The 13172-nt window shown below is 53.3% G+C and carries 15 protein-coding genes, 1 tRNA gene and 1 rRNA gene; 8 read left to right on the forward strand and 9 right to left on the reverse strand.

The annotated features are described in order from the left end of the window. The first annotated feature begins 129 nt into the window (after positions 1-129). Positions 130-244, forward strand: a 5S ribosomal RNA gene (gene rrf / locus DHN43_RS24865). A 57-nt stretch (positions 245-301) separates the two neighbouring features. Further along, positions 302-378, forward strand: a tRNA-Met gene (locus DHN43_RS24870). Positions 379-459: 81 nt separating this feature from the next. On the opposite strand, the gene soxR is transcribed toward DHN43_RS24870, so the two are convergent. Continuing rightward, positions 460-924, reverse strand: coding sequence for a redox-sensitive transcriptional activator SoxR (gene soxR / locus DHN43_RS24875; protein ID WP_108820452.1), 465 nt, complete (start codon positions 922-924; stop codon positions 460-462). 86 nt (positions 925-1010) lie between these two features. On the opposite strand from soxR, the gene DHN43_RS24880 reads away from it, so the two are divergent. Next, positions 1011-1394, forward strand: coding sequence for a VOC family protein (locus DHN43_RS24880; protein ID WP_108820453.1), 384 nt, complete (start codon positions 1011-1013; stop codon positions 1392-1394). Positions 1395-1452: 58 nt separating this feature from the next. On the opposite strand, the gene DHN43_RS24885 is transcribed toward DHN43_RS24880, so the two are convergent. Then, positions 1453-2388, reverse strand: a complete 936-nt coding sequence (locus DHN43_RS24885) for a phytanoyl-CoA dioxygenase family protein (RefSeq protein ID WP_108820454.1) — start codon at positions 2386-2388, stop codon at positions 1453-1455. Between the two features lie 117 nt (positions 2389-2505). On the opposite strand from DHN43_RS24885, the gene DHN43_RS24890 reads away from it, so the two are divergent. Continuing rightward, positions 2506-3366: a helix-turn-helix domain-containing protein gene (locus DHN43_RS24890; protein WP_108820455.1), complete on the forward strand. Its 861-nt coding sequence runs from the start codon at positions 2506-2508 to the stop codon at positions 3364-3366. Positions 3367-3374: 8 nt separating this feature from the next. Here DHN43_RS24890 and DHN43_RS24895 read toward each other — a convergent pair whose 3' ends face one another. The 4 genes from DHN43_RS24895 to DHN43_RS24910 are packed head-to-tail and all read right to left on the reverse strand — an operon-like array spanning position 3375 to position 7586. Further along, positions 3375-4898: a UxaA family hydrolase gene (locus DHN43_RS24895; RefSeq protein ID WP_108820456.1), complete on the reverse strand. Its 1524-nt coding sequence runs from the start codon at positions 4896-4898 to the stop codon at positions 3375-3377. Position 4899: 1 nt separating this feature from the next. Beyond that, positions 4900-5745: an amidohydrolase family protein gene (locus tag DHN43_RS24900; protein ID WP_108820457.1), complete on the reverse strand. Its 846-nt coding sequence runs from the start codon at positions 5743-5745 to the stop codon at positions 4900-4902. Continuing rightward, positions 5738-6778 (reverse strand): aldo/keto reductase, encoded by a 1041-nt coding sequence (locus DHN43_RS24905; protein WP_108820458.1) that lies wholly within the window; start codon positions 6776-6778, stop codon positions 5738-5740. Before DHN43_RS24905 ends, DHN43_RS24900 begins: the two co-directional genes overlap by 8 nt. A gap of 10 nt (positions 6779-6788) precedes the next feature. Continuing rightward, positions 6789-7586, reverse strand: a complete 798-nt coding sequence (locus DHN43_RS24910; RefSeq protein WP_063291447.1) for an IclR family transcriptional regulator — start codon at positions 7584-7586, stop codon at positions 6789-6791. Between the two features lie 267 nt (positions 7587-7853). On the opposite strand from DHN43_RS24910, the gene DHN43_RS24915 reads away from it, so the two are divergent. The 4 genes from DHN43_RS24915 to DHN43_RS24930 all read left to right on the forward strand — a co-directional run bounded on the left by DHN43_RS24915 (position 7854) and on the right by DHN43_RS24930 (position 10572). Continuing rightward, a complete protein-coding gene (locus tag DHN43_RS24915; RefSeq protein WP_108820459.1) occupies positions 7854-8591 on the forward strand; it encodes an SDR family oxidoreductase in 738 nt (245 codons plus the stop codon). Positions 8592-8606: 15 nt separating this feature from the next. After that, positions 8607-9452: a fumarylacetoacetate hydrolase family protein gene (locus tag DHN43_RS24920; RefSeq protein ID WP_063304466.1), complete on the forward strand. Its 846-nt coding sequence runs from the start codon at positions 8607-8609 to the stop codon at positions 9450-9452. 104 nt (positions 9453-9556) lie between these two features. Further along, the gene (locus DHN43_RS24925; protein ID WP_108820460.1) at positions 9557-9844 is read left to right on the forward strand and encodes a hypothetical protein; all 288 of its coding nucleotides are present in this window, start codon (positions 9557-9559) and stop codon (positions 9842-9844) included. A gap of 197 nt (positions 9845-10041) precedes the next feature. After that, the gene (locus DHN43_RS24930) at positions 10042-10572 is read left to right on the forward strand and encodes a methylated-DNA--[protein]-cysteine S-methyltransferase (protein ID WP_108820461.1); all 531 of its coding nucleotides are present in this window, start codon (positions 10042-10044) and stop codon (positions 10570-10572) included. A 36-nt stretch (positions 10573-10608) separates the two neighbouring features. Here DHN43_RS24930 and DHN43_RS24935 read toward each other — a convergent pair whose 3' ends face one another. From DHN43_RS24935 to DHN43_RS24945, 3 genes are all read right to left on the reverse strand, one after another. Beyond that, positions 10609-10995, reverse strand: coding sequence for a hypothetical protein (locus DHN43_RS24935; RefSeq protein ID WP_108820462.1), 387 nt, complete (start codon positions 10993-10995; stop codon positions 10609-10611). 241 nt (positions 10996-11236) lie between these two features. Then, complete coding sequence (locus DHN43_RS24940; RefSeq protein WP_063291451.1) at positions 11237-12268, reverse strand: Vgb family protein; 1032 nt, start codon at positions 12266-12268, stop codon at positions 11237-11239. Positions 12269-12352: 84 nt separating this feature from the next. Then, positions 12353-13117, reverse strand: a complete 765-nt coding sequence (locus DHN43_RS24945; protein WP_108820463.1) for a sugar phosphate isomerase/epimerase family protein — start codon at positions 13115-13117, stop codon at positions 12353-12355. Positions 13118-13172 lie beyond the last annotated feature (55 nt).

A 13172-nucleotide genomic window follows, 5' to 3' on the forward strand; every position in this document is an offset into this window, starting at 1 on the left:
GCTATAATCATAATCGACAAACACGTAGATTTGTCGCTAACAAAACAAAGCTAAAACTTGGATAACAACATTGGCGCCTTAAAAAGCGCCATCGCAGACCAGTTCATAAGTCAGTGTGACTTATTCCTGCCCGGTGGCTATGGCGGGGCGCCCCCACCCGATCCCATCCCGAACTCGGAAGTGAAACGCCCCTGCGCCAATGGTACTTCGTCTTAAGACGCGGGAGAGTAGGGCGCCGCCGGGCATGAATAATACACACCGACAAATCTCTACAAAATAAAACAGAACAAACACTATTTACCGCGGGGTGGAGCAGCCCGGTAGCTCGTCAGGCTCATAACCTGAAGGTCGTAAGTTCAAATCTTACCCCCGCAACCAAAGATTAAAACCCGTTATCATCATGATGACGGGTTTTTTGTTGTCTAAATTTTGAAACACGACAACTCCGGTTACCGCACCCTAGCCTTCATCTTTAAATGACTTGTCGCCGTAGATGAAGCGGGGGCCGCGGCCGTAGCTGGAGGCGGCGTCTCCGGCGTTGTAGAGCTCGCATTTGTCCAGAGACAGGCAACCACACCCCATACAGCCTTCCAGCTGCGCTCTCAGGTTCTCCATGCGTGCAATGCGCTCATTCAGATGAACTTTGAACTGCTGGCTCAAGCGTTGCCACTCAGCTTTGTTTGGCGCACGTCCCGGGGGAAGTGTCCCGAGTTGATCTGAAATCTCTTTGATGGTGAAGCCAAACTCCTGCGCGACTGACGCAAATGACAGGCGGCGGATGTCTGCGCGCAGAAAACGGCGCTGACCACCAGAATTTCGGCTGGCAGTGACAATTCCCTTGGTCTCATAGAAACGAATCGCGGAAGTGGTGAGGCCGGTACGGTCGGCTAACTCACCGATTGTCATGACATCTGAGTGCTGCATAAATTTCTCAAAAATAGTGCTTGACTTAAACTTAACTTGAACTCCTAAACAGGGTGTCATCAGAAGTCAAAAGAAAGGCTATTGCGATGACAAAGAGTTTTTTAGAGCACGTCAACATCACCGTTTCTGACCCAATTGCGACCGCGGGCCGTCTTTCAGATTGGTTTGGCTGGAGTGTGCGTTGGCAGGGGGCTGCCCGGGCAGGTGGAACAACCGTTCATGTTGGATCGGACGAGAGCTATATCGCGGTTTATTCCCTTGGAAACACAAATGCCACTCAAGAAGACAACTACGTCACTCATGGCAGCCTGAACCACGTTGGCGTGGTGGTTGATGATCTGGATGCGGTAGAGAAGAAAGTTCTGGCGGGCGGATACAAGACCCGAAACCACGCTGACTATGAGCCGGGTCGACGCTTCTACTTTGATGATGATGATGGCATAGAGTTTGAGGTCGTCAGCTACGCATAATTCAATAAGTTACGGTGCAAGAGCGTTTCCCCATTAGGAGGAAACGCTTTTTTTTGTTTTACCAGAGGTTCAGTCCCAGAAGCTTCTTGCCGAGATCGGTCAGTTCTGCCGTTTTGGCGTTTTTCTTTTCCCAGTCTCGAGGGTCGCCGGGGAAGGACGCCCTTTGTGGTGGCTCCCTGTTGCGCCATTGATGGATGCGGTCTTGTCTGAGACCTTCGTTGGTTTGCTCAGATGGGAACATGGAGATGTATTGGGCGATCCGAACTTTGTCTTTTGAGTTGTTGGGGCGGATGCCATGGGCGAGGAGGGCGTTGAAAATCATCAGGTCGCCCGGCTCCATTTCAATATTCTCGATCTCAAAGCCAGAGTAGTCTGGATGTTTGGGGTCGCGGTCTTCTGGTTGGGTCTTGACCCATTCATCGAATTCTTCGAAGAGCTTCGGGATACATTGAAAGCCGCCGGTTTCTTCATCCTGTTTGATTAATGAAAGAACGCCCTGTACGCTGATTGGTTGAGGGCGCAGGGATGTGTCTACGTCCCAATGGATGAACCCGGGTTTACCGTCGCGGTTTTTCCTGGGCGGGTTGAGGTTTGCGCGGTCGATGCTGACCCAAAGGTCCTCCCGATCCCAAATATCTACGAAGGCATCGTAGACACGCTGTTGCATGCGGTTGTCCCACAGGTGCTGGTGATTATAGATTTCCAGCATACCCGCGTTGTTCAGCTCTTGCATTTTGTGAGCGCGGCGTTGTGGTGTGTACCAAGTTGACGGATCACTAGGATCTTTCTCATCGAACTCCCAGAGTAGATCAACCAGTCTCTTTACATTTTCCTGCGGAACGGCCTGACGCACAATGACGTAGCCGCGGGTGATCCAGTGCTGCCAGTCTTCTTCTGATAAGACGCGCAGCGGTAGGGTCTTCTTGATGTCCTTCAACTGGGTGTCGGTTGCGGTTGAGCCCCAGTGATTGTCTGCAAGCAGTTCAGCGTCCATTTGGTCCTCCCAGATCCTTCAATGAACTTGTAAGTTTATTCACTCTGGTATGTGAGAGTTGTTCTAAACTAGCGGATACTGGTACTATTCTGGCGTCTTATTGGTTCAGAGGGTGAAATGCGGTCATATCTGGAGAAAGTGCCGGAGTCTGAAGACGGGTCATTCAAGGTGATGAACCGGCGTCTTCATGACGGCATTCCGTTCTCCTGGCATCACCATCCTGAATATGAGCTGACCTTGACGTTGAACTCTGAAGGGCAACGCTATGTGGGTGATCATGTAGGAGACTATGGGCACTCAGACCTTGTGCTGCTTGGACCTAATCTTCCGCATACGTGGGCGTCTAACAATCGGCCTGACGAGAGTGAACCGCATCAGGCATTGGTTATCTGGTTTGAGCCGGAGTGGATTGAGCGAATTACCAGCGAGATGTCAGAATTAGCTGGTGTTAAGAAGCTGTTTCAGCGGGCACTGGCGGGGCTAAGCTTCAGTGATGCTGCGCGGCGGCGTGTGGTGCCCAAGATCAAGAGTTTCTTTGAGGAAGACCCGCTGGAGCGCTTGTTTATCGTTCTCAGGGTTTTGTCGGAACTCTCAGAGGATGAATATGCGATGCAGCTGGCGCATGATCCGGTGGTGCTTTCCAGTGCGGATGGTGGCAATGAGCGCATCGACAGGGTGTTGACGCTCATTCACTCCGAGTATGCGCGTGTGTTGACGCTGGAAGAACTAGCCGAGACTGCGGCGCTGAGTGTCTCCGGAGTGCACCGGTTGTTTCAGCGGCATACGGGACAGACGATCTCAGAGTACCTGAAACGCATTCGGATTGGGGATGCGTGTGCACAGCTTGCCGGCGGGGATGCGCCGGTCTCAATGATTGCTCATAATGTGGGGTATTCGGCGCTGGCCAACTTCAACAGGCAGTTTCGCGCGGTGAAAGGTATGACCCCGCGCGAATACCGGACTAGGTTCAGAGGGTAGTAATCCTGCTACATCACCGCGCCGATTTGCCATGGGACGAACTCGTAGTCGCCCAGGCCCTGAGCTTCTGATTTGCTGTGTTCGCCAGAAGCGACTTTGATCATCAGTTCAAACAGTTCTGTACCAACCTCTTCGACGGATCTTCCTTCGGAGATGATTGAGCCTGCGTTGAGGTCCATGTCCTCGGGCATATGCTCGAAGAGAGGTGTGTTGCTGGCGACTTTGATGGTTGGTGACGGTTTGCTACCAAAAGCAGAGCCGCGACCCGTGGTGAAGACGATCAGGTTGCAGCCGCTGGCGATCTGGCCGGTGACGGAAGCAGGATCATAGCCGGGACTGTCCATGAAGACGAAGCCTTTGGTTTCAATCGGCTCGCCGTATTTGTACACGCCTTCCAGAGCAGTGGTGCCACCTTTGGCGACAGCTCCGAGGGACTTTTCTAGGATGGTTGTCAGGCCACCGCGTTTGTTGCCCGGTGAGGGGTTGTTGTCCATGGTGCCGTTGTTGCGGGCGGTGTAATCTTCCCACCAGCGGACGCGTTCCACCAGTTTCTCGGCGATCTTCTGGTTGGCGGCACGGCTGGTGAGCAGGTGTTCAGCGCCGTAGATCTCTGAGGTCTCAGAAAGGACTGAGGTGCCGCCGTATTTGACGAGCAGGTCGGTCGCATAACCAAGAGCTGGGTTGGCGGTGACCCCGGACCAGCCATCAGAGCCACCGCATTGCAGGCCGACCATGAGTTTGGAGAGTGGCGCTGGCTGACGAGAGGCTTTGTTGACTTCCGGCAGCATGGCTTTGACTTTTTCAATGCCTGCTTCGATGGTTTTGCGCAGGCCGCCCATGCCCTGAATGTTCATGAACTGAAATGTTGGTGACTGCTTCAAGTCATAGGCATCCAGCAGGAAGTCGATTTGGTTGACTTCGCAGCCTAAGCCAACCAGCAGAACGCCGCCGACATTTGGGTTTTTGGCGTAGCCCCAGAGGACGCGTTGGAGGTTGGCGAAGCCCTCATTGTCGCCTGCCATGCCGCAGCCTGTGCCGTGAGCGAAGGAGGCGACACCGTCTACATTTTCAAACTGCAACAGGTCTTCATCACTGAAAGCATCTGCGATGCGGTGAGCTGCGGTGGCGGAGCAATTTACGCTGGTGAGGACGGCGATGTAGTTGCGGGTGCCGACACTGCCATCTTCGCGGTGATAGCCAAGGAAGGTACGCTCTTCCGGGTGCTCGGCGTATTGCGTTGGTTTGTAGTCCTTGCAGAAGCTGTGGTGCACGCCGGGGTCGGAGAACTCCATGTTGTGTGAGTGCACATGGGCGCCTGCCTGAATGTCCGTTGTTGCGAAGCCGATGGTCTGACCGAACTTGATCAGCGCTTGTCCCTGCTTGATGTCGTGTTCGGCGATTTTGTGACCTGCGGAGATATTGTCGAGGACCTGAAGATTGCCTGCCTTATCACCCTGCTGCAAAGCTCTTGTGGCGATGATGACGTTGTCCGCTGGCTGAAGTTTGACGCTGGCTGGAATGGGTGCCGACATTTCAGAGAGTTTCCATTGTTTTGGTGAGATAGAACTTTGCAGCGGTGCCACCAAAGATGGCCTCCCAGTCTGCCTGTGGCAGGTCAGCTGTGAGCTGCTCCACCATATCCACCCAGTTTTGATAGGTATTTGCGAGGAGAAGGACTGGCCAATCGCTGCCAAACATGACGCGCTCCGGTCCAAAGCATTTCAGAATGTGAAAGGCGTAGGGCGCGATGTCTTCGATCTCTGCGTTCTCGGAGGCCTCAGTCAGGAGACCTGAGAGTTTGCAGCAGACCTTGGAGGTGCGTGCGATGTCGCTGACGTGTTGGGACCACGTCTCGATGGCCTTATTGCGGATATCCGGTTTGGCGCCATGGTCGATGACTGCGCGCAGGTCCGGATAGCGGCTGAGGAAGGTTTTAAGGTGCGGCAGGTGCCGGGGCTGGACCAGCAGGTCGAGTGTCAGGTTGTTGTCGATGAGAGCCTGAATGGCAGGGCGCAGATTGTCCTGCAGCATCCACTCGTCGTCTTCAATGTTCTGTATCATCGGACGAATGCCGACGAGCTTTGGGTTTTGGGAGAGCTCTCTGATGATGTCTGGCGCGTTCGCTGCTTCCATGTCTACCCAGCCAACAACGCCGAGGATCCAGTCGTGTTCTGCGGCCAGCTCCAGCATGAAGTGGGTTTCTTCAACTGTGTCTGCTGCTTGCACGAGGATGGTTCCGTCCATCTTGGCTTGGGTCAGCAGGGGTTGGATGTCACTGATGAGGAAGTCGCGGTACAGGACGTTCAGGTCTGGTGTCAGCCAGCTGTAATCGCCGCGGGAAAGCTTCCAAAAATGGTGGTGGGCATCGATTCTAAGCATGCTTCACCTCTTGTTCGAAGAAGAGATTGCCAGACGGAACCGGGGCTTCAGCGGGAAGAAGGTCTCGTTCTTTCAGTCGTGCCCAGAAGGCGTCGGGAATGTCGGCAGCGATCCATTTGAGGATGTCTTCCAGCTCGCTGCGATTACGCATGCCGGGAATAACGCTGGCGATTGTGGGGTGCGCGAGTGGGAAGTGCAGGGCTGCTGCAGCCAGATCAACCGAAAACTCCTGACAGCATTCTTTCAGCGCTGTCACATGAGCCAGAATTTCAGGTGGTGCGCTTCCGTAGTTCCAGGTGTTGCCGCCAACGAGGATGCCTGAGTTAAACGGGCCGCCGAGAATGATGGAGGTTTGGGCCTTTGTGCAGGCTGGCAGCAAATCCTTGAGAGGGGCTTGCTCCAGCAGGGTGTAACGGCCAGCAAGGAGGAAGGCGTCCCAGTGGGCTTGCTGCATCAGCTCCATGCAAATGGCGGTCTCGTTCACGCCAAGGCCCATTGCTGAAATAGCACCTGAGGACTTGAGTTCCTGAAGGGCCCTGATGCCGCCTTGCAGATCTTTCATGTGGCGGCGGTTTTCTTCCGGGCCATGGGTCGCCGTGCCGATATCATGCACCAACAGGATATCAAGTCGGTCGAGACCGGTGCGGTGTAGACTGGCCTCGTAGGAGCGCATGATGCCGTCATACGAGTAATCATAGACCGGATGGAAGGGCAGTGGGTCTGGCCAGCCGAACTGGGCCGGATTGTCTGCCATGCCCGGTTTCAACAAGCGGCCAACCTTGGTGGAGAGGATGTAGTCGTGCTTGCGCACGGCATCTCCAATGACACGTTCGGAGCGGCCAAAGCCATAGTAAGGGGCGGTGTCGATGTAGGTGAGACCAACCTCTTTGGCGCGATCCAATGTGCTCATAGACTCTTTGCGAGGAGCTGTTGCGAACAGCCCACCAAATGCTGCGCCGCCGATTCCTAATGTCGGCAGTCGCAGATCTGTTCCCCCCAATTGTCGATGAGCCAGCTTCCCTCCCAAGCCCATAGCAATTTCCTTATGTTGGCACTGTGCCGTAAATGCTGGTGATGTCCTTCGCTACCTGAGCGTAGGCTTGTTGAACGTCTTCAATTCCCGGTGCTTTGAAATCGTCGATGCGCTCCATGAATGGACAGCTGAGTGCAGCGACTGCGTTTCCATCTGGTCCCAGAATTGGGAAGGCCAGATTTGTAACGCCGACTGTGCTGGCAGATGGCATGCGTACGAAACCTTGTTCCTGTACTTCATCCAGAATGGCACGGAATTCATCGAGGCTCATCTCCGGTTCTCCGAGTGCACGCTCATGCTGGTTGTACATGAGCTCTCGGATCTCCGGCTTCTGGAAGGCAGCGATTGCCCGTCCGGTGCCTGTGTTCCAGAGGCCGATGACCGAGCCGGTTTTGAGGACGAAACTCCAGTTGCCCGGCGCTTCCACGCTGGCGACAACAACGATCTCTCCCTGATGCTCCATGCCGATGTGGCTGGACTGGTGAACGTCCTTGGCCGTTTTGCGCATCATGGGCACCGCCGCTTCCAACAACCGTGTGACGGGTGGGTGGCGATGCGACATGGAATACATTTTCAGGCTGAGCTGAAAGCGGTCGCCTTCTATTGAGCGCGATACGTACTCGCGGCGCACCAGTGTGGTGAGCATGCGGTAGATCTCATTGGGGGACCGGTCGAGTGCTTTTGCGATCTCTGCCTGAGACAGGCCGGATGCGTACTGGGACAGCAGTTCCAGAATATCCAGCCCCTTCTCCAAAGCAGGAGCGCGGTATTTTTCAGCTTTGTCTTGCGATGTCTGTGTGTCTGCCATGATCAGCTCTGTTTGATGTGAGCATATTTTTTGACGCAAAATTCGACCTTGTCAATTTCTAATTTACATTTGAAAGAAGTTTTTATATTTAAGTTATGCCATTATGTGATTTGGTGAACTGACGGATTTCTGCGGTCTTTGGGAGAGGGCCAACGGGCCACTTGCCTTTTGTTTTGACGATAAGCGGTGCTTCCTCTCTAATAATCCGAGTTTCAGGTCCGTTTGGCCGAGCCTAAATTTTGAGAGATTCAGTCCGGGGGAGGACACATGGGACGATTGACTGGCAAGACAGCCCTTATCACCGCTGCAGGGCAGGGAATTGGCCGTTCTACGGTAGAAGCCTATGCTGCTGAAGGCGCAAAGGTTTTTGCAACAGACATCAACGAAACTGCGCTTACAGAGTTGAATGCGATTGAGGGTGTGACCGGCCTGAGGCTGGATGTGACCAATGCAGATGATGTGCGTGACACTCTGGAAGTTACAGGGCCGTTGGACATTCTGTTCAACTGTGCGGGCTTCGTACACAACGGTACGATTCTCGACTGTGATGAAGATGCGTGGGACTTCTCTTTCAATCTGAATGTGAAGGCGATGTACCGCCTCTGCCGTGCTGCGATTCCTGGCATGCTGGAAAATGGTGGTGGTTCCATCATCAACATGTCGTCTGTGGCGTCGTCGTTGAAGGGGGTGCCGAACCGGTTTGTTTATTGCTCCTCCAAAGCAGCAGTGATTGGCCTGACCAAGGCAATTGCAGCGGATTTTGTGACCAAAGGTGTTCGCTGTAATGCGATTTGTCCGGGAACGGTCGACAGTCCGTCCCTGCATGATCGGTTGAAGGCCACGGGCAATTACGAACAAGCGATGAAGGATTTTATTGCGCGTCAACCTATGGGACGCATTGGCAAGCCAGAAGAGATTGCTGCGCTGGCTGTATACCTTGGTAGTGATGATAGCGCGTTTACAACAGGTCAGACGCACGCCATTGATGGCGGTTGGTCAGTATAAGAAAATGGGTAGGATATGAAGCTTCTTAGATATGGTGAGCTGAACGCTGAAAAACCGGGTGTTCTGGATGCGGATGGCAACATTCGTGATCTTTCTGGTGTGGTTGGTGACATTGCTGGAGATACGCTCAGCGCGGAAGGTCTTGCAAAAATTGCGGCGCTGGACCTGACCAGCCTGCCAGTGGTGGAAGGTAATCCGCGCATTGGTGCCTGTGTCGGCAATGTGGGCAAGTTCATCTGTATTGGCCTTAACTATTCCGACCATGCTGCTGAAGCGGGCATGGAAGTGCCAAAAGAGCCTGTGACCTTCTTCAAGGCGACCTCAGCTATTTGTGGCCCGAATGATGACATCGAAATTCCGCGTGGGTCTGTGAAAACAGACTGGGAAGTGGAACTGGGTGTGGTGATTGGTAAACACACCAAGTATGTGAGCGAAAAGGGCGCGCTGGATCATGTGGCCGGATATTGCGTGGTCAACGATCTGTCTGAGCGTGACTTCCAGCTGCACCGCAGTGGCCAGTGGGTGAAGGGTAAGTCTGCTGACACCTTTGGTCCGATTGGCCCGTGGCTTGTGACCCGTGATGAGGTGGAAGACCCGCAGAACCTTTCCATGTATCTGGAAGTGAACGGCCATCGCTATCAGAACGGTTCTACCAAAACCATGGTGTTTGATGTGGCGAAGGTGATTTCGCATCTGTCGCAGTTCATGAGCTTGCAGCCTGGTGATGTGATCTCCACTGGCACGCCTCCGGGTGTTGGCATGGGGCAGAAGCCAGAGACCTACCTGAAGCCGGGCGACAAGATGGAGCTGGGTATTGAAGGTCTTGGTGTTCAAAAACAGGTTACTTACGCTGCTGATTGAGGAGCGTGAGCTTGCTAAGCTCTGACGCCTTCACTAAGCTTTAGAGAACTCTCCGCTGCTGATCGTGGTGGAGAGTTTTTTTATGCGTTTTCAGGGGGAGATTGATGACGCAACTTTCACTTGATCATGAAGAGACCTCAGAAGAAGAACTCTTGGCTTTAATCGAAGCGATTCAGGAAAAGCTAGCTCAAGATGGGCGTGACGCAGCCTACCCTGGGTTGTCGAGGTCTCGAAATATTCTGAAAAATAAAGTCCGAAATGGATATGCTAATCTAATTCATCATTTATCGAGTGACTTCAGAAGGTTGTATGACAACAGACACCAAAGTGACGCGCTGATCGAAATGTTCGAATTTGCTTGCCGACTAATTAAGCAACGATACAATCCATAAACGGAGACAGGATAATCTCATTGCGATCTATCAAGCTAAGGAACTGGTGACACGATGCCAACACCATATCCAAGAATGTGAGAGATCTATTCTATGATGAGAGCAACTACTTTGCTGGACGCCTTGATGAGTTTCCACAAGGTCGCTGCACCTACGTTGCTCAAACCAACTGACCCAACTAAGGAACGTAACTGACCATGAGCACAAACGAGCCAATCACATATTGCAGTTATGAAAGCCCGGTTGGGTCTTTGCTGATTGGTGGAGAAGCTGGTGGGCTGGAGTTTCTTCATTTTCCTGAAAGTGCACGCAGGCGGTTTGTTGAAGACGGCTGGGTGGAAGATGTCACGCCTTATGCGGACTTGATTGCGCAGCTTGAAGCTTACTTTGCTGGGGAGCTTAAAGAGTTTTCTTTGAACTGGAAGCTGATTGGCACTGAGTTTCAAAAGAGCGTTTGGGAACAGCTTGCGGCGATCCCGTTTGGGGAAACGCGCAGTTATGGCGATGTTGCGAAAGCGCTAGGCAATCCGGGTGCGAGCCGTGCTGTGGGGCTGGCGAACAATGCGAATCCATTGCCGATTGTTATTCCATGCCATCGGGTGATTGGAGCGAATGGTGCTCTGGTTGGATTTGGTGGCGGGCTGGATACAAAAGTCTGGTTGCTGGATCACGAGGGTATTCCGCACGGAGCCGGTGCCAGCAAAGACCAGATGGCATTCCAGTTCTAAAACGGAACCCGCTTTAGAACCGGAGCGCAAAGCAGATCAATCAAATGTAAGCTGGAACTTGTTGTTCAGGATAAATGGCGCGCGGAAATCTTCGTTGATGAAGTAGTAGATGCCCTGCTCTTTATCATGGGTGATGTTGAAGCAGCCATATTCTTCTTTGCTCCAAAGACCAGTCCAGCTGGAGCAATACTGATTGTTCTCGATCTTGTAGCGCGCTTCGGATGGTTTTGCGTCGCCTTCTTTGATCCAGAGGGTGAGACCAGACTCGGAGAAGTACTGGCGTGTTTCAGCGGCAAAGTGGATGCCTTTGATGGTTGAGCCGGTCAATAACTCAGTAATTTGAGTGTTGTTCAAAGTCTCTTCACCAGCCAGTGCAGGCGTTGCGCATGCGGCAATAGCAAGGCCTAAAATCACTTTCTTCATATTGCTTCTTTCCAGAGATAAATTGGGGCGATGGTCAGCTGTTTACCTGCCAGTCAGGACTGAATTTGAGATTCAGTAAAGGTGCCGATTGGGCCAGGCAGGCTCAGAATACTTCGTGGTTGCTGGTTTTTATCAGTGCAGATTTTTTTCTCAAATCACCTTTTTTTGCTTAAAATTTGCGGGTTTTGAATGGAAAAGGGCGCTCGATTGAGCGCCCTCTTTTTTGCTGATCCTGTTGTAATCAGGATGGTGTTGTTTCGGTTTCATCAAACTGAATGCGCACGATCCTGTCTGTTCCAGATTCTCCGCCCCATGCTTCGCCTTTACGTCCTGCCATCTGGCGAACGTCGGCGTCTGCTTTGTTGCTTGGGAAGCTGGTGAATTCTTCTGTATCCGGATCAAAATGGACGATGGCGTCGGCATCGAAATCTGTGAGCCAGACCTTATCGTTCTCATCGACATAGACCGAGTAGGGCAGTGGATCATTGCCGGGGAGACGCCATGCGCGCCATGTGTCTGCCTTCGGGTCGTATTCGCTGACCTGACCGGAGAGCCATTCGCTGACCCAGAGTTTGCCTTCTGAGTTAGACCAGACCCGGCGGGCGCCTTGCTCTTTTGTTGGAGGCGTCACGATGCGGGCGCGTCCATTGGTTCTGTCAATGTTGGCGATGTGGCTGCCGGCGAGGGACGCGTACCAGACATCACCTTGCGGTGTGACAGTGATGCCATAAGGGCCGGGGCCTTGAGGGCTTGGCCAGACTTCGATTTCCTGCGTGACGGGGTCAACGCGGCCATAGACGCCGTTTTGTCCGGTGAACCAGTAGATGCCGTCGTGGTCAAAGATGCCTGTGTTGAGGTTTGCGTCTGCGAACTCGGCAGGTAGCGGAATGAGGGTGACGGCGTCTGTTGCCGGATCAACACGTGCGATGGCGTTTTGTCCGCCTTCGGTGACCCACATTGCGTTATCGGGGCCAAGCACCACGCCGTGTGGGGCTGCATTTTCGCCCAGTGAAACCGGGTGGAGTTCTCCATTGTCAGGATCAAGACGTGTGAGTGTGCCATCTGCCTGTCCGCAGTACCAAACCATGCCATCGGAATCGAAGCCAATGTCTCTGGAGCGCGCGCCTGGACGGGCATCAAAATACGTGACTTTTGCGTTTTTGACAGAGTTTGTTTTTTCGCCTTCAGCGAAAACAGGTCCAGCAACGATGCCCATATAATAGGCGCTGGAAATTGTTAGGGCAGATGCTCCGAGAAACTCTCGTCTGTTCATCCTACCTCTCCCTTATGCCGTCTCCTTGGTGGAGACAATCGACTTGCCTTAATGCAAGGGAAAGGCGTGTCTATGGCAAACTACCTATACACCCTCAAGCATTTTAAGTGAGGTTAAGGAACGGTCAGCGAAGCGGAGAAAATTGTTCGGATCATCGTGTTCGAGAATGTAGATTTTGGTTCGGGTTTTTTCCTGCAAGGCCGTCAGAATGTGGCCCCATGGGACGGTGCCGAAGCCGACATCTGCCCAGCCATCTTCATCTGTGCCTTCGCCATCTGGAGCGATGTCTTTGATATGGACTGCGGTGATGCGGGTGCCGTGGGCTTCGATCCAGTCCAGCGGGTCCAGACCTGCTTTGATGATCCACGCGGCATCGACCTCCCATTCCACGGTGGGAGCTTCTGAGATGATCAGTTCCATAGGAATGGTGCCGTCCGGGAGTGGTTTGAACTCGAAGTCGTGGTTGTGCCAGCCGAAGTGGAAGCCTTTGTGCTTGAGCGTGTTGGCCATGTGCTCCAAACGGTGGGCGAAGACGGTCCATTCCTTCTTCATTGTCGGTCTTTGTTCTGGTGTGAGGTAGGGGGCGAAGATGGTGTGCATGCCGAGGAGGACTGCGATCTTGATGCACTGATCGAGGTTCTCTTCCAGATCCTTGAGGTCGAAGTGGCCAGAGGGCATGTCTAGGTCGTACTCATCGAGGAGGTCTCGCACTGTCTGAGCGGCCTCCAATGTGGGGTAGAGCTCTTCGAAACCTTCTACCTGTGTGTAGCCGAGGAGGGCTGTTTCCTGAAAAACCTCTTTCCAGGGCTGGAAGTTTCGTGCGCTGTAAAGCTGTAGGCAAAAGTCCATGATACAGTTCCCCTCCCAGAGCGACCAAAGCTAGCTGCCTCGGTTTTATTGCTCT

It is taken from the genome of Pseudovibrio sp. Alg231-02 (assembly GCF_900143565.1).
Taxonomy (GTDB): domain Bacteria; phylum Pseudomonadota; class Alphaproteobacteria; order Rhizobiales; family Stappiaceae; genus Pseudovibrio.

What these genes read in the sequence shown, in the direction of transcription:
- DHN43_RS24915 (WP_108820459.1), top strand. Translation starts at nt 7,854, where the DNA reads ATGGGACGATTGACTGGCAAGACAGCCCTTATCACCGCTGCAGGGCAG.
- DHN43_RS24920 (WP_063304466.1), top strand. Translation starts at nt 8,607, where the DNA reads ATGAAGCTTCTTAGATATGGTGAGCTGAACGCTGAAAAACCGGGTGTT.
- DHN43_RS24945 (WP_108820463.1), bottom strand. Translation starts at nt 13,117, where the DNA reads ATGGACTTTTGCCTACAGCTTTACAGCGCACGAAACTTCCAGCCCTGG.
- DHN43_RS24905 (WP_108820458.1), bottom strand. Translation starts at nt 6,778, where the DNA reads ATGGGCTTGGGAGGGAAGCTGGCTCATCGACAATTGGGGGGAACAGAT.
- DHN43_RS24940 (WP_063291451.1), bottom strand. Translation starts at nt 12,268, where the DNA reads ATGAACAGACGAGAGTTTCTCGGAGCATCTGCCCTAACAATTTCCAGC.
- DHN43_RS24885 (WP_108820454.1), bottom strand. Translation starts at nt 2,388, where the DNA reads ATGGACGCTGAACTGCTTGCAGACAATCACTGGGGCTCAACCGCAACC.
- DHN43_RS24900 (WP_108820457.1), bottom strand. Translation starts at nt 5,745, where the DNA reads ATGCTTAGAATCGATGCCCACCACCATTTTTGGAAGCTTTCCCGCGGC.
- DHN43_RS24910 (WP_063291447.1), bottom strand. Translation starts at nt 7,586, where the DNA reads ATGGCAGACACACAGACATCGCAAGACAAAGCTGAAAAATACCGCGCT.
- DHN43_RS24935 (WP_108820462.1), bottom strand. Translation starts at nt 10,995, where the DNA reads ATGAAGAAAGTGATTTTAGGCCTTGCTATTGCCGCATGCGCAACGCCT.
- DHN43_RS24930 (WP_108820461.1), top strand. Translation starts at nt 10,042, where the DNA reads ATGAGCACAAACGAGCCAATCACATATTGCAGTTATGAAAGCCCGGTT.
- DHN43_RS24895 (WP_108820456.1), bottom strand. Translation starts at nt 4,898, where the DNA reads ATGTCGGCACCCATTCCAGCCAGCGTCAAACTTCAGCCAGCGGACAAC.
- DHN43_RS24925 (WP_108820460.1), top strand. Translation starts at nt 9,557, where the DNA reads ATGACGCAACTTTCACTTGATCATGAAGAGACCTCAGAAGAAGAACTC.
- DHN43_RS24880 (WP_108820453.1), top strand. Translation starts at nt 1,011, where the DNA reads ATGACAAAGAGTTTTTTAGAGCACGTCAACATCACCGTTTCTGACCCA.
- DHN43_RS24890 (WP_108820455.1), top strand. Translation starts at nt 2,506, where the DNA reads ATGCGGTCATATCTGGAGAAAGTGCCGGAGTCTGAAGACGGGTCATTC.
- soxR (WP_108820452.1), bottom strand. Translation starts at nt 924, where the DNA reads ATGCAGCACTCAGATGTCATGACAATCGGTGAGTTAGCCGACCGTACC.